Source organism: Arthrobacter sp. Cr_A7 (assembly GCF_029222765.1).
In the GTDB taxonomy this organism is placed as follows: domain Bacteria; phylum Actinomycetota; class Actinomycetes; order Actinomycetales; family Micrococcaceae; genus Arthrobacter.
The window spans coordinates 1-17,763 of sequence record NZ_JARHXQ010000131.1 but is presented as its reverse complement, the minus strand read 5'-3'; the positions used below and the strand labels follow the sequence as shown (position 1 = coordinate 17,763).

The window sequence follows — 17,763 nt, the reverse complement described above, 5'->3', positions numbered from 1 at the left end:
TGCGTCAGGCGGGCGTCTTGACGCCTGCAGCCAGTTCCGGTCCGGTGAGCGGAGTCGGATTCCAGCCTTCACCCATCGCAACAAGACCCTCGGTCATCATTCCGTGGCTTACCGCGTCATTCATGGTCTTCTTAAGCTCGTTCACCATCAGCATGCGCGTGGAGCGCAGCGTCAGCGTAGGCTTGGCGGCGAGCATCCGTGCCAGTTCATACGCCCTGGTAACTACCTGGTCCTTGGGCACCACTTCGTTCACGGCACCCCATTCGTAGGCCTGCTGTGCAGTGATCTCCTGGCCGGTGAGGTGGAAGTAGCGGCCGCGGTTTAAACCGATGACCAGCGGCCAGATAATCTGCATCCCGTCGCCCGGAATGTTCCCCTGGGAGAAGTGTGCATGATCGGCGAATACGGCATCCTCGGAGGCGATGACGATGTCGCACAGCAGCGCCTGCTCATTGTGGTAGCGTGCGGGGCCGTTGACTGCGGCAATCATCGGAACCTCGATGTCGAGGTGGCCCAGCACAAGGCGCTTGGCGTCGTGATGGAGACCAAGCCAGATTTCGGGGGTTACCCAGTTCTTGTTTTCAATCGGGGCCTCCTTGTCGATGAACGTGTCACCCGCCCCGGTAATGATGACGACGCGGTTCCCCCGGTCCCTGCTGATGTCGTCCCAGAGCGATGAAACGTTGTCATGGACTCCTACGCCCCAGACGACGTCGCTGCCATCCGTGTGGAACGTGACAAGCAGAATGCCGTCTTCATCGCGTTCCAGTTTGATGTGCTGGTACTTGTCCTTGTAGTCATCAAACGTTATCCACGCCATCGTGAATCTCCTTATTTTTGTAATTGAGCGTTGAGTTGCGGCTACGGCATTTGCTGCCTTGCCAGGGAGAAACTCTCGTAATATGAACCTTATCTTCAGATAGAGCAAGTTCTCAATAGTAAAGATAGAAATAGCGCCGAGAATAGCGGCGTGTTCGGACCCTGTCATCAACCTCCCGGCGGCGGCAGGTCGAGTTCCACCGGGATCATAGAGCTGTGGTCCGGCCGGTGTAAGCAAGAAGGGCGCGGTCCACAGCGTTGGGGTCGTTGCCGTCCAGGCGGGCGAGCACGTGCCCGTCGGGCCGTACGAGGATGGCTTCGTCCCCGTTGACACGGTAAGCGGCCGCCCACTCAGCCTCGGCAGCAACGAAGTCCCCCAAGTGCCCGAAGGTCACCGAGCTGTAGGGAATGCCGTGGATCTCTGCCCGCCGCGCCGCCTCCCGTGCAGGCTCCGAACTGGAGCGCGCAAGAATGGTTAGTTCGCGTCCGAACAGGTCAAGCGTGGAGACAGTGGCCTCGGCGTTAAGCCAGACATGCGGTGCGCGTTCACCCACGGCAGCAGTGGGGGTGAAGGTACCTACAGGCCAGCCGGCATCCGGTGACGTGGCTCCGGCAACCGCTCCTCGGTCATAGCGGAATCCGATATCCAGGCCGGGGTGTACGAAGTTTTCCGGCCGGAAGGAGCGCGGGCCTTCATCGGCGTTGCCCACAATGGATCGGAAGTTGCGGACAGCTTCTGCGTTGTTGAACACTGCGACGGGCCGCCGCTCCACTTCGTAGGTGTCCAGGAGGGCGGGATCCGCCCAGCCCTTGAGGACGGCTGCCAGCTTCCATGCGATGTTGTGGACGTCCTGGATGCCGGTGTTCTGGTTGAATCCGCCATAAGGAGGCATGACGTGCACTGCGTCTCCGGCGAGCAGGATCCGGCCGGACTGGTAGCGGTCGGCCACCCAGGCTCCCACGGTCCAGGTCCGGGCGTCCATCAATTCCACCGACTCATCGGGATCCCCGATCGCGTCGCGTATTTGCGTCGTCCAGTCGATGTCTTCGAAGGGCATCCTGTCCATGACCAGTGGGCGGCCCAGCATCGCCACGCGGTCGGTCGCGTCCACGGGAGCGATCACCACAGCCCCGATCGTGTCCGGATTATCGAGATAGATGAAGCTGGACGGGTCGCCCGTGCGCCGCTGGATGACAGGCGACCGGAACAGCACACTCACCGCTGTCTGCAGGTCCTGATCCCCGGTGCTCCCGATCCCCAAGGCGGTGCGCACCTGGCTGGCGGCGCCGTCGGCTGCGATCACATACTTTGCGGCGACGACTTCGGGGCCCTTGTCACTGGTGATGGACACGAAAACCTCTGCCCCTGTGTCGTTCACCGTCGACACAGTCTTGCCGAACTGGAGGGTGACGCTGTCCTCGGCCTGCGCCGCGTCAACGAGGATCGGCTCAAGCGCGTCCTGGGAGCACAGAACTACGTCCAGCGTCTCCGGACCGAGGCTGGTGTCCGCGGGTCCACTCGCATGCGCGTTGCTGGTGACGACTGAGCGCCACGGCGATACCGCATCGCTTCCGAGCAGACGGCGTGGTCCGCCAGGAAGCGCCGCTGCCCGCACTTCTTCGGTGAGGCCGAGTTCGCGAAACACCTCCATGGTGCGGCAACTGACAGCTCGGGACCTGGGGTGGCGCGACCGCTCGGTCCGTCGCTCGACCACGAGCGTGTCGACGCCGAACCGTCCCAGGAGGATCGCCGCCGAAAGCCCGACCGGACCGGCTCCGATAATCACGACGTCGACGCTGCGCTTGGCGGGTTCGTTCCGCTGGTTCACTGGCTGACTCCTGCAAACACCGTCAGCTCGGGCTCCATGCTGCGGGAGTCCGTGTACGTCAGTTGGCCGCACGGCTGCATCCTGGCGCGCAGCACGTCATCGAACGCGGCGCTGACATCAAGGGGCGTCCATGTCTCGCGGGTGAGGGCGGAATCGACGATGGCGGGGTGTGACAGCAGCATCAGGTCATGCCCGTTCGCAAAGCGGACCACCTGGCCGTTTACTCCCTGGCTGAGGTCGGACAGGAGATAGAGAACCACTGGAGCGTTCGTGGAAGGCGGCGGTGCAACAGGGTTTCCACCGAAGAATTTCGTGTAGGCCTCGGTCCCTGCCGTCATCATCGGTGTGTCAGCGTGGGGCGCCATCGCGTTGACCCGGATGTCTTCACCTTGGGCACCGAACTCGGTGGCCCAGGCGAAGGTCAAGGAGGCGATCGCCGCCTTGGCTGCAGCGTAGGCGCTCATCATCCGAAGGCCCGCAACCGCGCCCGAGGTCACGTTGACGATTGATCCCCGTCCCTCCATGGCCGCGAGGCCGTGGACTGACATGAAGTACGTACCACAGACGTTGATGTCGACGTGGCGGCGAATATGCTCCTGGCTCTCCTGCCCGGCAGTCACCGTCTCCAAATAGCCGGCGTTGTTGACCAGGCCGTCCAGCTTCCCGAAGCGTTCAACGGCAGCAGAGACCAGCCGCTGGCAACTGTCCCAATCGGTGACGTCCGCCGCGACGGCTAATGCTTCGCCGCCCTCGCGGTTGATTGACTCCGCCACGGCGTCGGCGCTTTCGGCGTTAATGTCGGAAACAACCACTCGGGCGCCTTCTGCTGCGGCCGCGCGTGCATACGCCTCGCCGAGGCCGCGGCCGGCGCCGGTAATGAGGACGTGCTTTCCAGCGAGGATTCGATCGCTAGTCATTAAGATGCTCCTTTGCATTCGTAGTCGGAACCGGGGATGCTTTTCCCCAATTCGTGGCATAGGTCGGGTCGTGCGGATAGCGATCACCGAAGTTGGACGTGGGCGGAATGCCGAACAGCTCGGCGACGTCCGCTTCCGGAGCGAGTCGTTGCGCCCCGTCCCAGACGCAAGTCCTCGCGAGCACCTTCCACTCCCCCTGGCGCCGCTCGCACAGATCGCGGTAACGGCCCGCAAGCAGATCGGTAGGGCCGCCGTCGGCCGGCATGGCCAGGTAGATAAACGCCGTTTCACGCTTGGCCTGGTTGCCGTCTAGTTCAATAAGTATGTTGGTCACGTAATGGCTGGCCTTGTGGGAGGACTCCCGCCGCATGGAGTACGCCCAGTCGCAGAAGTCATGGGACAGGCCCACGAACATCCCATGATCCTCAGTCGCCTCAGGCCAGTACGTGGACTTCATCAGGGCGAGGTCCTTGCGGTCCATGCCCCGGCAATATCGGATCATGTTCTCGTTCAACTCCTGCTTGGCAACGAGGACACGCAGTTGCTCCAGTTCGGCGGCCCAGTCCGCTAGGTTGCCGGTGTTCGACGCAGCCTCCTTCATGGATTCGACCACTCCAGCCACCTACAAGCTCAGGGACAGGAGCAGCGCCTCGCCCTGCCCGCCTCCACCACACAGGGCCACGGCGGCCTTGCCCCCGCCACGGCGCTGGAGTTCGTACACAGCCGAGACGACGACGCGTGCCCCGGAGGCGCCAATGGGGTGTCCGAGAGCGATGGCGCCGCCGTTGACGTTGACCCTTTCCATCCCAATTCCAAGCTGCGCCGCCGAGTGGAGTGCAACGGAGGCGAACGCTTCATTGATCTCCACGAAGTCCAGCTCCCCCGCGGTCCAATCTGCCACTCCGAGGGCCTTCGCAATGGCCTGGGCTGGTTTGTCTGGCAGTGATGTGTCCGGGCCGGCGATCTGGCCATGGGCCCCTAGTACCCCCACGACGTCTAAACCGTGGGCTTCCGCATAGCCGCGCGTGGTCAGGACGACGGCGGCAGCGCCATCCGTGAGCGGCGAAGCGTTGCCTGCCGTAACGGTACCTGCGGGGGAAAACGCCGGCCGGAGTTTGGTGAGGGACTCCTCATTGCTGTCCGGCCGGACGCCCTCGTCGCTGCCTGCCAGTTCAGGCGCTCCCCGGCGACGCGGCACTTTGACCGGAACTATTTCTGCATCGAAGTACCCTGCACCTTGGGCCGCTGCTGCCCGTCGGTGGGAGTCTGCAGCGGCCTTGTCCTGCTCGGCACGCCTGATGCCGAGTACGTCATTGGCACGATCGGTGTTGAGGCCCATCGACTCGTGGTCGAAGGCATCGGTGAGTCCGTCGCGGGCAAGGGCGTCCGTTAGCACGGCATCCCCGTACAAGTGCCCGGCGCGCGAACCGGGAAGCAGATGCGGGGCATTGCTCATCGATTCCTGTCCGCCGGCGATCGCCACTTCAGCTTCTCCAAGCTGGAGCAGCCGGCTGGCTTCGATGATCGCGCTCAGGCCGGACAGACAGACCTTGTTAACGGTGACAGCGTGGGCACTGAGTGGTATCCCCCCGGCTACAGCTGCCTGCCGCGCAGGGTTCTGGCCGGCCCCTGCCTGGATCACATGGCCCATGACAACGGCGTCAACAGCATCAGCACTGATGCCTGCCCTATCCAAAGCGGCAGCGATTGCAACCCCGCCAAGCTCGACGGCGGACACCGAGGCGAGCTGCCCCATCATCCGGCCCTGGGGAGTTCGGGCAGCCCCGACGATAACTACATCTTCTTTGACGTTCACTTCTGCTCCTTGGCCTGTGGCCGGGCGAATTGTCACGGGTTCAGCTGTAGATGGCCCGATGGAGCCGGACAAGGTAGTCGGCGGTGACATCGGAATAGTCCGGGAACCGTTCCATAATGGCTGCAAACGCGATGTCCCGTCGCTGCGGCAGCCGGGCCTTCTCGGCGGCAGCAAGGGCCTCGGGCAACTCCTGGCGCGTAAAGTCGGTGCAATAGCTGGGCGCTCCGGGCTGTTGGCGCCAGGAGTCTGCCAGGGATCCGGCGTCCACCGCGTCAAACCCGGTCTCCTCGACGAGGGCAATTGCTACCGCCTTGTCGCGATCGCGATCCGCGGCCACAGGAATGGCAATCCGGTCGGGATCCCCATCTTTTCTTCCATAGGCCTCGAAGGACTCCGCCGTGATGGCGTTCCAGGCCTTCGCAACTGGGCGCCCGAGCTGCTCGGTAATCCAGACGCTTTCGACCTGCCCGTCTTCCAGGGCTTCCACCCGCCCATCACGCTGGGGGTAGTAGTTGGACGTATCGATGATGACGGCGTTGGCCGGGAGTTCGGTAATAAGGGTTTTGACCTCGGGCATCCGGCTGAGCGGCATGGACGTGATGAGGACATCGACGTCGGTGACAGCGCTGCTTGCCTCTACTGGTCGTGCACCCGATGCCACAATGTCGGAATTGATGGTTTCGGGGCCGCGGGAATTCGCAACCTTAACATCATGGCCGGCTCCACTCAGTTTGCGGGCGAGTGTAGCGCCTATCGAACCTGCTCCTAGAATGCCAATCTTCATGCGAATCCTTGTTTTGAGTTGAGAGCCAATGTTGGCCGTGATCCTGCCGGTAAGAGACGGTTATGCAGCGACGCGGTCACCTCGAGACGTCTGCCGCGTTGGCGGGGAGGACCTCGTCCAGTTCCGGCGCCAAGTAGACCATCTGGTCACGGAACGACTCGCTCGCGTTGCGGAATGCACGCAGCTCGCCGTCCTTCATGAGCGCCTCCCCGCTGTCGGTCCAGCTCTCGGGCGTAGGTGTTTCGACCTTCATGCGCGGCATGCCGGCAATGGCCACGCGACCGGCTGCGACTCCGGCAATCTCGAACGTTTCGCCGAAAACTGTTGTGTCCTGGTGTGCCAACCACGTGACGAAGGCAGACACCGAGCTCGCCGGAACCGTCGTGCGCATGGCGTCCTTTATGACGGGGTTGGGGAAGGCGTCCTCGGTCATGGGCGTCAAGGCCACGGGCATCAGTGTGGTGACTTGAACTCCCACCTCGCGGGCCTCGGCCGCGAGGGTGATACCGAGTCCCCAGATCGCGGCCTTGGCGGCGTTGTAGGCCGAGTCCGTCGGCACGCCCATGACCCCGTTCGACGAGATGTTGATAAGCCGGCCGCTGCCCGAGGCGATGAGGTGCGGCATGGCTGCGCGCGAGACTCCGACGACGCCTTTGACGGCCACGTCGAAGATGCGCCACCAGGTATCGGCTTCCATCTCCCAGAAGCGGCCGAAGGCGTTAATCCCCGCGTTGTTGACGACGATGTCGAGCTGCCCAAAGGAGTCGAGTGCGGTCTGGACGATCTCAGGCGCCTCGGTGACGACATTATGGCTGTCGACCACTGCGGTGCCGCCTGCGTTGGCTATCTCGGCCACAGCTTCGGCCGCATTCGCCGCGTTGACGTCGTTGACGACGACCCGCGCCCCGCGCGAAGCAAGCATTTTTGCGTGCTCGCGGCCCATTCCCTGCCCTGCGCCGGTGACGATTGCCACCCGGCCCTTGAAATCAAGATTAGTCATTTTCAGTTACTCCATTTCTTTTGAACCGGATGGCAGTGCCACTTACTTTCCGGCCAGCCAGCCGCCGTCGACCGCCAGGGAGATTCCGGTCACCATGCGGGCCTGGTCAGAGCAGAGCCACACCACGGCATCTGCCTGATCCTCGGGTTCGGCCAGCTCGCGCATCGGAATCGCCGACAGAATCCTTTCCCGGAATTCGGGCGGGTTCTGCTCGAAGGCGTTCTTCATCATGGGACTCGTCGTCGACCCCGGGGTGAGGGCATTGATACGGATTCCCAAGGGTCCGTAGTCCATCGCCGCGTTCCTCGTGATCCCGACAACGCCGAATTTCGAGGCGGTGTACGGGGCGTTGTTGGCGATTCCGACGAGGCCCGCAGCAGAAGCAGTGTTGACGATCGCACCGCCTCCGGTCTTCAGCATCGCGTTGACTTCGTGCTTCAGGCAGTAGAACGTGCTGTACAGGTTCACCTTCATGACCCGGTCCCAGGTCGCGCTGTCGGTCTCCCCAATAGGTGCGAAGACACCGTTCATCCCGGCATTGTTGAAAGCGAAGTCCAGCTGCCCAAAGTTCGACACCGTCGCATCGACAAGGGCCTTGACCTGCTCCTCGTCGCTGACATCGCACTGAAAGAAGACAGCCTTCCCACCAGATGCTGCGATGATTTCCACCGTTTCGCGCCCGGCTGCTTCATCAATGTCGGACACCACTACACGCGCGCCATTCTTCGCGAACGCAAGGGCACCTGCCCGGCCAATGCCCGAGCCCGCGCCGGTAACGAGACCGGCTTTGTCCTTCATCATCAGTTTCTCCTCATTCATTAGTAGCTCTCTCCAACGTGGACGTTGTTGTCATAGTTGCGGCGCGATTCCTGCGGGAGGAATCTGTCCTCGGTTTCACGCACGTAGTCGGTCAAGGGACGGCCGAACATTGCGCCCCAGCCGATGCTGTCGGAGCCATCATTCAAGTGGTCGATGTACTCGCCGATGGGTGTGGCCTCGCCTGATTCCTTGACCTGCATCAGCAAGCGCCACACCTCTTTGACTCCGGGAAGCACGAAGGCCACGGGCTGAATCGCCTGGCCGATCTTTGTCATCTCGGCGACGGTCTTGCGTCCGATCAGCGGAACACCGACGGCGTAGGCTGGCCCGGGTGTCTCCTTCAGCGCGAGTTCGGCCTGCTCCCAGGTATGGAATCCTTCGTAGAAGATGACGTCCGCGCCGGTCTCGGCTTTGTAGAGCTGGGCGCGGCGGACCGCCTCGTCCACGCCGCCGCCGGCGGCACCGTAGCCGTCGGTACGGGCAACGATGACGAAGTCCTTGTCCAACTTGTCCCGGGCATCGACGGCGGCGTTCAGTCGTCCGATAGCCTCGGCGTCCGACACCAATTCGATCCCGGCGACACCGCCCGATTTCTTGGGCTCCCGCTGATCCTCGATGTGGATCCCGGCGACGCCCGCATCAATGAACTCGGACACCGTGCGCTGCACGTTGATCGGCGCACCGAAGCCGGTATCGGCGTCGCAATAGATGGGAATGTCAGCGGCGCGGGCAGTGCGCTTCGCATGCTCAACCACCTCGGTCAGGGTGAGCCATCCCGTGTCGGAGACACCTTGCCACCAGGCGGACATGCCGCCGGAGAGCTGGAAGGCGTCGAAACCCGCGTGCTGCGCCATCTGTGCGTGGAGGGGCAAGGCGCCGAAGGGCACTAGGGCCGTCTCGGGGCTGTCAAAGACTGCACGCAGCGCCTTGCCGGGTGAGGTCAGGCTCATGATGCGGCCTCAGGGGTGTTAAAACCGACCGTGACCACGACGTAGACGCAATCCTCGTCATACGGGTTCTTCCAGGCATGGGGCACACCGGCCATGACCAGCAGGTCTCCCGGAACGAGAGTGCGCTTCTTCCCGCCGGGGAGTACGAGGTCCACCTTGCCCGAGATGACCACCTCGTAGTCGATGGTGTCGCTCGCGTGCATCCCGGCGTCGCCGTCGTCGTCGGTGGCGCTCATGCTTTCGTCGAGCGTCGCCGCGTCCACTTCGCCTGACGAGTGCGCCGGGAAACTGCTGATGCCGAAGGTGGATCCATTGGGTCCCGCAAGGGCGACCTTGCTTGGCGGGGCACCGAAGTTCGTTTTGCTGTGGCCCCCGTCCACGGCCCAGTAGAAGGCGCCCGCTGCCACGCCGGGGAAGTCGAATTCGGCGGCCGGGCCGACGTCGAGGAAGTCGGCTTCACCGGACTCGTTCGGTCCCGCGACGACGAGCTGGAATTTTTTGGGATCAGGAAAAGTCATCTGTGTTCACTCCTTCTGGATGGACGCTTTTGGTCGTCAGGCGCGCAGGCCCGCCTCGCGCATCAGCGGGAAGACCTGTTCGTTCAGCCGGTCGAGGCCCTCGTCATAGTCGACGAGGCCGGTGCAGATGCCCGTGATGCCCGAGGCCTGCAACTTCTGCAGCTCCTCGACCACCATCTCGGGAGTGCCCGTGATCGGCATGAGCGCCGCGCGGCCAAAGGCCCTCACAGACTCGTCACGCTTGTAGTCCTCGGACTGCTTGTACTCATCCCAGTTGAAGCTCTGGGTGCCGCTGCGGATGATTTCGCGGTAGCGAAGCGCGCTCTCCCAGTCGGTGTTCTCTGTCACGTAGTCGGCGTAGGCGCGTGCTTCCTTCTCGGTGTCTTTGACGATGATGTGCGCGCCCGCCCACAGGCCGAGGTCCTCGCGACCGGCCGCGTCGGCTTTCTGACGGATCTTCGGCGTGAGCTCGCCGCTGTGCTCGACGCTTGCCACCGATGCGAACAGGACGTTTGCGTGCTTGAACGCAAACTCCTGGCCTGCCGGGCTCGAACCGGCGCTCATCACCATCGGGCGGGGGGACTGCACGGGCTTCGGGTGCGCCTGCGCACCCTTCAGATTGAAGAACTTGCCGTCGAAGTCGAACTCCTGCTCCTCGTTGGCCCACAGACGCTCGGCGATCTCAATCCACTCGTCGGCGAGCTCGTAGCGCACGTCGTGCTCGGGGAGCTCCACGCCGAAGATGTCGTATTCAGGCTTGAAGTAGCCCGCGGTAACGTTGAGCCCCATGCGGCCGCCGCTGATGTGGTCAATGGTGGTCACCATCTTCGCTCCCATCACGGGGTTGATGAACTGCACGTTGCAGGTGGCGATGATCTGGATGTTCTGGGTCACCGCGGCCAGTCCCGCGGCCCAGGTGAAAGTCTCGAACTGACGGCCCCAGGGCCGGTCGGGACCGGCGAGCCCCTGCCAGCGCGCGATGGGGATGAATCCGTCCACGCCGTACCGGTCCGCTTTCTGCGCGAGATGCTGCACTTCGCCCCAGTTGCCAAGCTTGATGCTGTTGTCGGCGAAGTTCAGGCCGCCCTGCCCCGTGGACACGTTCGCGCCGAAGATGGCGACTTTGAAGGCGTTGTCGCCTCCGACCATCGGGCCGTTGTCACGCTCGACTGTGTAATCCGCGACAAAGTCGCGATCAACGGGATGCTCAGTGGAAGTCTCGTTGGATGCGATGCTCATAATCGCCGTCCTTTCAGGAAGATGTAAATGTGGTGTAGAACGTGATGGATTTCTTATGACCGGCAGGGTCACGGTTCAGATCTGGGATGCATCCCCAAGGGTGTGCCAGCGCCGGTTGTGGTAGACCAGCGGGTCTGCGGCTGCCGCGTCGCCTGACAGCGCCGGCGACGCCTGAAGTGCCTCGACGGCCACGATGGACGATCCGCCGGCGGCCATGGAGTTGATGCTCCTGCCCCGGATCCAGGCCTGCACCTGCACGAAGTAGGGCTCGCCTGTCTCCAGTCGGGACCAGAGGGATGTGTCAGCAAAGCGGTCGATCCCGCTGGTGGCGCAGAGTTTGGCGATGTCCACTTGTTCAGCGCTCAGGAGATGCACCACCACGGTGTCTGCGCTAAGAATGGTCGGGGTGCTGGATGAAAATTCCGATACTGAGAATGCCAGGATCGCAGGTTCGGCACTGGCCGAAATGACAGACGTTGCTGTCAGGCCGACCGGACCGTTGCCCGCATCAGCCGTGATGACAGCGACACCGCCGGGATGGTTGCGGAAGGCCGCCTTGAATTCGTCGGCAGTGATAGCCGGTTCCAGGCTTTGGGTGATGGATAAGCTCACCGGATCTCCTTTGATATCAGTGCGCCGGCTTCACTGCCGGCCCTTGCTCAGGGCTTCAACGTTAGGTGCGCAGGGAAGGTAAGTGGCATGGCAAGACGTGCCAAACAGATGGGAAACCGCGTCATGCTCGGGCCACTTGTGCATGCATGGCGCGGGATGCAAAGCTGGTGACGTGCTTCACAGGCTGGGCCGTTGCAACTCGTCGCACTGACGCCCTGAAAGGCTGGAGCGCCTCTTCCTCAACGGTGAAAGGAGGCAGCAGTGAAACTAAGCTCGTATCAGAATTTGCGACTACCCAACTTCAGTGTTCACGGACTGTGCGAAGTGTTGAAGGACGCGGACCTCGATTGGCAAACTGCGCTCACAAACGCGGAAATCGATCCCGAAGCCATTGACCGCCCCGGAGGTACCATTCCTGCGAAAAAGGAGTTGGCCTTCCAACTGCAGTTTGTGGCGCTCACAAAGGATCGCGTCGACCTCTGGGTGAAGGCCGCCCAGGCTTACACACTTGGATCCTTCGGCATTCGCGGATTGGCCCTCGCTACCGCGCCGACCATTGCGGCATGGGTAGAAGCCGGCAGCTCAACCGACTACGCTCCCGGCCTGATGGAAATTACCCCCCTCCGGACATTGGACGGCACGGTGACCGGGATGGAGTACACGTACCCTGATACCCCTGTAGAACTCATCCCGTTCAGCGTCTACCGCGATTTCTGCGTTATTGCCCGAACGTTCACGTGGATGTACGGCGGCCCTTTTCCCTTCACCCGGATCGAATTCCCTCTCGCAGAAGCCGCCCCCGAGATTATTCCGTTTGTCCCCTGCGCCATCGACTGCGGATCCGACGCGCTGCGGCTCTGGTGGGCTCCCGAAACATCGGCACACGAGCTTCCCTTCGGCAATACCTTCCAACACGAAGCATGGCTCAAAGCGGATCACCAGATTCTTGACAACCTCAGGGCAACCGGTGATTGGCCCGACACTGTCATAAAGACCATCAGGGCCGCCCCCGAACTCAACCGCAAACTGGCAAATGTGGCCGCAACACTGCGCGTTTCCCCCCGCACCCTGCAACGCAAGCTCGAACTCACCGGTGACGACTTTGCCCAGCTCCGGGACAAGGCACTGCGTGACCTCGCTGCCGATCTTCTCTCGAAGACGGATCACTCCGTAGCACGAATATCCCGCACCCTGGGGTACACGGACCCAACCAGCTTCACCATCGCCTTCAAACGGTGGAACGGGATGCCGCCGACGGCCTACAGGGAAGCATCCCGCTACAAGAACAACGCGAGGCCCAATGCTTAGACGCCCTCGCTGTTCATCGCGTCTGCGGCCCGTATCAGAGCAAGGTGGGAGAAGGCTTGTGGGAAGTTTCCCGCCATCCGTTTGTCGTCCATGGAGTATTCTTCGCTGAGCAGGCCGAGGTCATTGGAAAGTCCCACCAGGGCGCCCATTAGATGCTTGGCGTCTTCCCGCCTGCCCGAACGTGCGTACTGTTCCACCAGCCAGAAGGAGCAGGCAAGGAAGGGATGCTCCCCCGGCGCCAATCCGTCGACGCCGGTCTCGGTGCGGTAGCGCATCAACAGACGCTCAGGAGTGAGCAGCTCCGTCTCCAGCTGGGCGACTGTTCCCAGCATCCGCTCATCGTCGTAGGCGAGGAAGCCGACCTGCGGCAGGACCAGCAGGGCCGCGTCCGTCTCCTCACCACCGTATGTCTGGGTGAAGGAGTTCAGGCTTTGGTTGAATCCGAGATCCGCTATTTCTGCGGCCAGCCGATCCCGATGCCGCTCCCAGTGGTCGAGCGGCCCGGGCAGTCCGTGGTCGCGAACAGCCCGCACTCCGCTGTCATAGGCTGCCCACATCATGACCCGGGAGTGCGTGAAATACTGCGGGGCGCCCCGCATCTCCCACAACCCCAGGTCTTTGTCTTCGAAATGTTTGTCTACTGAGCCAAGCAGGGCGCGCTGCAGGGCCCAGGAGAAATGGTCCTCCTTGCCCCCGGCGAGACGCAGCCTCTCAAGTACCACCATCACCTCCCCCACGACATCGGCCTGATGCTGGAAGACGGCTGCGTTGCCGATTCGCACGGGTTTGGCGTCCTGATAGCCAGGCAAATGTGGGAGTTCCTTTTCCGTCAGGTCGCGTTCGCCCCCTACGCCGTACATTATTTGCAGATCTTCCGGATCGCCCGCGAGCGCACGCAGGAGCCAGTTCCGCCACTTCAGGGCCTCGGATTCGTAGCCGTGCGTCAACATGGCTTCGAGTGTCAACGATGCGTCGCGCAGCCAACAGTAGCGGTAGTCCCAGTTGCGGGGTCCGCCAAACTCCTCGGGCAGGGAAGTGGTGGGGGCAGCGACAATGCCGCCCGTCTCATAGTGGGTTAGAGCGCGCAAGACCAGAAGTGAACGTTTGACCGCATTCTGATAGGCCCCGTCGTAGCGGCAATTGCCCGCCCACGTGGTCCAGTAGTGGGTGGCGTCGTCCAGGGCTGCGTCGATGTTGATGGCCGGCGGAACGTCCTGGTAGGAAGGGAACCATGTCAGGTGGAAGTCAACATTCCGTCCTTGCTGAACCGTGAACTCCCCCGCGTGCCGGTGGTCTTCGGCCTGCGGAAGACAGGTGCTCCGCAGGGATAGAGCATCCGGACCGGACATGGCGAGAAGTATTTCCACGCCGGGGTCGTCGCTGTCGCGGATCCGGCTCACCCAAGGCAGGACGGTTGCGTACTGGGGCCGAATCCTTATCTCTTGGTGCATAGGGACTGTCCCGCTAAGTCCGGTTACCCGCCGGACGAGCGACGGCTGGGCGCCGCCTACCGGCATAAAATCGGTCACCAGGACTTTTCCGGAATTGGTCTGCCACGTGGTCTGGAGTACGAACGTCGAGTCCACATAGTGACGGTCCACAACAAGGGCCTCCGCCGGGCTCGGGGCGAGCAGCCACCGGCCGTGGTCTTCATGCCCGAGCAGGGAGGCAAAGACCGAGGGCGAGTCGAAACGCGGGAAGCAGAGCCAGTCCACGCTGCCCTGCCGGGAAACAAGGGGTCCGGTGTGGAGATCCGAAAGCAGCGCATAATCCTCAATCGGAGCAGCCATGCTTCACTCAATCACAAGATTAAAGATCTCCATAGGCCTTGCGGCTCTGGTCAGGAACTTAGTGCAAATTACGTGCTTGTGCGTTGCGTTGGCCTGGTGTGCAGACAAAGAACTGAGGCTGTGTGACCGGTGCAAACGGAACGATGAGCCACTGGTTGCCGTAGAGCTCCACATAGGAGTCTGAAGGGCAGAGTGTGAAGGCTTCTTCGCGTGTCATCTCGTTTCCTCTCCTTTAGTGCTTTGTTTCGGCTCCCTTGCGAAGCCTTGCTTAGCTTCAACGTTAGGAGCCCGCAGCGTTGGACCGGCATGACCGGCGACGCCAAGTAGATGGGAAACTGCGCCAAACGCGCTCTTTGGTGTGTTGAACGCCGCCGAAGGTGCAAAGCTACTGACGTGACTTCACGAGCCTTCTGATACTCGGATTTGCCGAAGCGCTTTCGAGCAGGAGCCCGTCCCTCCACAAAGAAGAGGAGAGAGATGCATCCCCGAACCGGTCCTGGACTTGCTGAGGTGCCCCGGTATGCCTGCGCCGGAAGGTGGCGACGGTGAAAGGGGGAACATACCAGAACCTTCGGGTACCAAATTTCAGCGTACACATACTGCGTGGACTGCTTGAGGATGCGGACCTGGATTGGCAGAGCGCGCTCGCGCATGCGGAAATTGACCCTGATGCGGTGAACCGCCCGGGAGGCACCATTCCTGCGAGGAAGGAATTGGCCTTCCAGCTGCAGTTCGTAGGTCTCACAGAAGATCGTGCGGATCTCTGGGTGCGCGCCGCGCGCGCTTACTCACTGGGCGCCTTCGGGGTGAGAGGATTGGCCCTGGCTACTGCGCCGACCATCGAGGCATGGGTAGACGTTGCGAGTACCACTGACTATGGCCCTGCTCTTTTCGAACTGGCATCGCTGAGGACACCGGATGGCGCAGTAACCGGGATGGAGTTCACCTACCCCGATGCCCCGAAAGAGCTGATCCCGTTCAGCGTTTACCGCGACCTTTGTTTCATTGCCCGGAATTTCACCTGGCTCTATGGCAGCCCTTTCCCTTTCACCCAGATTGAATTCCCTCTCGCGGAAGCCTCCCCCGAGCTTGCGGATAACGTCCCCTGCGTGATTGACTGTGGCGCCGAAACGCTGCGGCTGTGGTGGGACCCCGCAACGTCAGCACAGGAGCTTCCTTTCGGTAACGCCTTTCAGCACGCGGCATGGATCAAGGCGGATACCCAGATCGTCGACACTCTCAGGGCCACCGGAGACTGGGCCGACACTGTCGCAAAGAGCATAAGGGCGGCCCCGGAGCTCAACCGCAAACTGGCAAACGTGGCCGCAACACTTCGAGTTTCTCCCCGCACCCTGCAGCGCAAGCTTGAACTCACCGGGGACGACTTCGCCCAGCTCCGGGACAAGACCCTGAGCGACCTCGCCGCCGATTTGCTCTCGAATACGGATCTTTCGGTAGCGCGGATATCCCGCAGGCTTGGCTATACAGAGCCCGCTAGCTTCACCATCGCCTTTAAGCGTTGGAAGGGGATGCCGCCCACGGCCTACCGGGAGGCTTCCCACTACAAAACCAACGTCAGATCCGGGGCGTAGGCTGCCCGCATTGTCCTGGTGAACGCAGGCGTACCTTGGCGTACTTTCCCATGCGAACGGCGTTGATTGCCGTGCCGGGCCAGGGTTACTCCAACTTAACGTTGAAGCCTGCGCAAGCCCGGCAAAGAAGCCGGTTCTTCCGCGGGACACAACGTATGGCATCAACGCCGTCGGCACATCGAACCAATGATGTGCGCCGGGCACCTCCGATCCCATGCACTGCTCTCCGCGGTCAGGAACGATCCCAGCGGCTGCTGGAAATAAACAAAAGGTGGTCAAAGATGACACAAACAATAGCGGTCGAGCCCCGCACCGGCCGAAGCACACCAATCATTGCCCTACTCCTGCTGAGCGGCATAACGCTTGATATTCAGTACGGAATCCTCGCGCCGCTCATCGGGGTGATCGCGACTGAATCAGGCCTGACGGGCTCGGAAATCGGGTGGGTCCTCAACGCGCTGATGATGGGCAGCGTGATTTCCGTCAGCCTGACCGCCCGCATGGGTGACATTTTCGGGCATCGCAAAGTTCTCATCGGGCTTATCGTCCTGGCGCTGGTAGGATGCGCCCTGGGTGCAACCGCCAACGGTTTCTGGCCTCTGGTCGCTGGCCGGTTCCTCATGGGACTCGCGGTCACGATTCCGCTGAGCTGGGGACTTCTGCGCCCACGTGCTACCGCCCGGCAGATCCGGTTGGTCTCCTTGGTGCTCTCGACAGTGATGGCAGTCCTTGTACCGCTCGCACTTATTGCCGGCGGACTCATCGTTGGACTCGGTTTGCCTTGGGAGACCGTCTTCTGGGTGACCTTTGCTTTGTACGGCGTAATGCTGATCCTGGCCCTGAAGTCACCTGAGACACCTGCCGCCGCCCGTGCTGTGGTCCAGCTGGACTGGTTCGGCGCATTGGGGCTCGGCGTGTGGGTCACAGCACTCCTGGTCGGAATTGCTGAAGGGCCCGGCCAGGGCTGGACCTCCCCGCTGGTGCTCGGAGCATTCATCGTCAGCGCCGTGACACTAGCCGCCTGGATCGTTCAGCAGCGACGCACCCAAGAGCCTCTGGTGTCATTCCGCAACATGGATATCCGCCAAACGCTCATCGGCTACTCCGGAATCCTCCTGATCAGCCTGGTTGGCCAAGGCATCTTCATCGTGCTGCCGGCATGGCTGCAGACCCCGGCTTCGTCCGGATACGGCCATGGCCTCTCTGCCCTGGACTCCTCGTACGTACTGCTCGCAATGATTCCCGGGGCGGGACTGGGATACCTCTGGACCCGATGGGGCCTTCGGCGCCTGGGGCCGAAGACCGTCCTGGTCATTTCCGGATCCGCTGCGGTCCTCGTCTTCCTCGGACTCGCCCTGGCCCACGGCCACGTATGGCTGTCCTGGTTGTGGGTGTTCCTGTACGCGCTCACGATCCTCAGCTGCCTGACCACCGGATATACCCTCGTTGCAGCCGCCGGCCGCCAGGACAACATGGCGGTGACCGTCGGCATGCAAAACATCATCCAGTTCGTCGGAGCGATGATAGCCGTCGCAATTATCTTGAATGTGCTGGTCCCCGGCGCCGACGGATTCATTCCGCAGGCAACCTTTGCCGGCATCTACATCGCATCGGCCGTGATTATCGCTGTCTTCGTGATTGTCTGGGCGTTGCTGGCACCCAAGCGCATCACCGATCTGCATGCGGTGGACACAGAGACCGATCCCACGAAGGTCCATGTTGCCAGCCACTAGAAGGACACAAAACTGACCCTGGCGGCGTGCCTCCAGG

The 17,763-nt window shown here is 62.2% G+C and carries 16 protein-coding genes; 3 read left to right on the top strand and 13 right to left on the bottom strand.

Annotated elements, in window-relative coordinates; genetic code table 11:
- Positions 1-4 precede the first annotated feature (4 nt).
- From P2Q66_RS08210 to P2Q66_RS08155, 12 genes are all read right to left on the bottom strand, one after another.
- Positions 5-820 (bottom strand): enoyl-CoA hydratase-related protein, encoded by an 816-nt coding sequence (locus P2Q66_RS08210; RefSeq protein ID WP_104187857.1) that lies wholly within the window; start codon positions 818-820, stop codon positions 5-7.
- 205 nt (positions 821-1,025) lie between these two features.
- Positions 1,026-2,648 (bottom strand): FAD-dependent monooxygenase, encoded by a 1,623-nt coding sequence (locus P2Q66_RS08205; RefSeq protein WP_275727116.1) that lies wholly within the window; start codon positions 2,646-2,648, stop codon positions 1,026-1,028.
- Positions 2,645-3,565 (bottom strand): SDR family oxidoreductase, encoded by a 921-nt coding sequence (locus tag P2Q66_RS08200; protein ID WP_275727114.1) that lies wholly within the window; start codon positions 3,563-3,565, stop codon positions 2,645-2,647. The genes P2Q66_RS08205 and P2Q66_RS08200 overlap by 4 nt, the downstream gene beginning before the upstream one ends.
- A complete protein-coding gene (locus P2Q66_RS08195) occupies positions 3,558-4,178 on the bottom strand; it encodes a nuclear transport factor 2 family protein (RefSeq protein ID WP_275727112.1) in 621 nt (206 codons plus the stop codon). The genes P2Q66_RS08200 and P2Q66_RS08195 overlap by 8 nt, the downstream gene beginning before the upstream one ends.
- A 9-nt stretch (positions 4,179-4,187) precedes the next feature.
- Positions 4,188-5,381, bottom strand: coding sequence for an acetyl-CoA C-acyltransferase (locus P2Q66_RS08190; protein ID WP_275727111.1), 1,194 nt, complete (start codon positions 5,379-5,381; stop codon positions 4,188-4,190).
- Positions 5,382-5,421: 40 nt separating this feature from the next.
- Positions 5,422-6,165 carry an NAD(P)-binding domain-containing protein gene (locus P2Q66_RS08185; RefSeq protein WP_275727109.1) on the bottom strand — a complete coding sequence of 248 codons (744 nt, stop codon included), beginning with the start codon at positions 6,163-6,165 and terminating at the stop codon, positions 5,422-5,424.
- A 76-nt stretch (positions 6,166-6,241) separates the two neighbouring features.
- A complete protein-coding gene (locus P2Q66_RS08180; RefSeq protein ID WP_275727107.1) occupies positions 6,242-7,165 on the bottom strand; it encodes an SDR family NAD(P)-dependent oxidoreductase in 924 nt (307 codons plus the stop codon).
- 42 nt (positions 7,166-7,207) lie between these two features.
- Positions 7,208-7,966: a glucose 1-dehydrogenase gene (locus P2Q66_RS08175; protein ID WP_275727105.1), complete on the bottom strand. Its 759-nt coding sequence runs from the start codon at positions 7,964-7,966 to the stop codon at positions 7,208-7,210.
- Positions 7,967-7,983: 17 nt separating this feature from the next.
- A complete protein-coding gene (locus P2Q66_RS08170) occupies positions 7,984-8,934 on the bottom strand; it encodes an isocitrate lyase/PEP mutase family protein (RefSeq protein ID WP_275727102.1) in 951 nt (316 codons plus the stop codon).
- A complete protein-coding gene (locus tag P2Q66_RS08165; protein WP_104187834.1) occupies positions 8,931-9,452 on the bottom strand; it encodes a cupin domain-containing protein in 522 nt (173 codons plus the stop codon). Before P2Q66_RS08165 ends, P2Q66_RS08170 begins: the two co-directional genes overlap by 4 nt.
- 36 nt (positions 9,453-9,488) lie before the next feature.
- Positions 9,489-10,691, bottom strand: coding sequence for an LLM class flavin-dependent oxidoreductase (locus P2Q66_RS08160; protein ID WP_275727099.1), 1,203 nt, complete (start codon positions 10,689-10,691; stop codon positions 9,489-9,491).
- 75 nt (positions 10,692-10,766) lie between these two features.
- Positions 10,767-11,303, bottom strand: a complete 537-nt coding sequence (locus P2Q66_RS08155) for a flavin reductase family protein (RefSeq protein ID WP_275727097.1) — start codon at positions 11,301-11,303, stop codon at positions 10,767-10,769.
- 261 nt (positions 11,304-11,564) lie between these two features.
- On the opposite strand from P2Q66_RS08155, the gene P2Q66_RS08150 reads away from it, so the two are divergent.
- On the top strand, positions 11,565-12,611 hold the full coding sequence (locus P2Q66_RS08150) for an AraC family transcriptional regulator (protein ID WP_275727094.1): 1,047 nt from the start codon (positions 11,565-11,567) through the stop codon (positions 12,609-12,611).
- On the opposite strand, the gene P2Q66_RS08145 is transcribed toward P2Q66_RS08150, so the two are convergent.
- Positions 12,608-14,401: a glycoside hydrolase family 15 protein gene (locus P2Q66_RS08145; RefSeq protein WP_275727092.1), complete on the bottom strand. Its 1,794-nt coding sequence runs from the start codon at positions 14,399-14,401 to the stop codon at positions 12,608-12,610. The genes P2Q66_RS08150 and P2Q66_RS08145 overlap by 4 nt on opposite strands.
- A gap of 545 nt (positions 14,402-14,946) precedes the next feature.
- Here P2Q66_RS08145 and P2Q66_RS08140 point away from each other — a divergent pair.
- Entirely contained in the window at positions 14,947-15,993 is a 1,047-nt protein-coding gene (locus P2Q66_RS08140) for an AraC family transcriptional regulator (RefSeq protein WP_275727089.1), read from the top strand.
- Between the two features lie 281 nt (positions 15,994-16,274).
- Positions 16,275-17,726 carry an MFS transporter gene (locus P2Q66_RS08135; protein WP_275727086.1) on the top strand — a complete coding sequence of 484 codons (1,452 nt, stop codon included), beginning with the start codon at positions 16,275-16,277 and terminating at the stop codon, positions 17,724-17,726.
- Positions 17,727-17,763 lie beyond the last annotated feature (37 nt).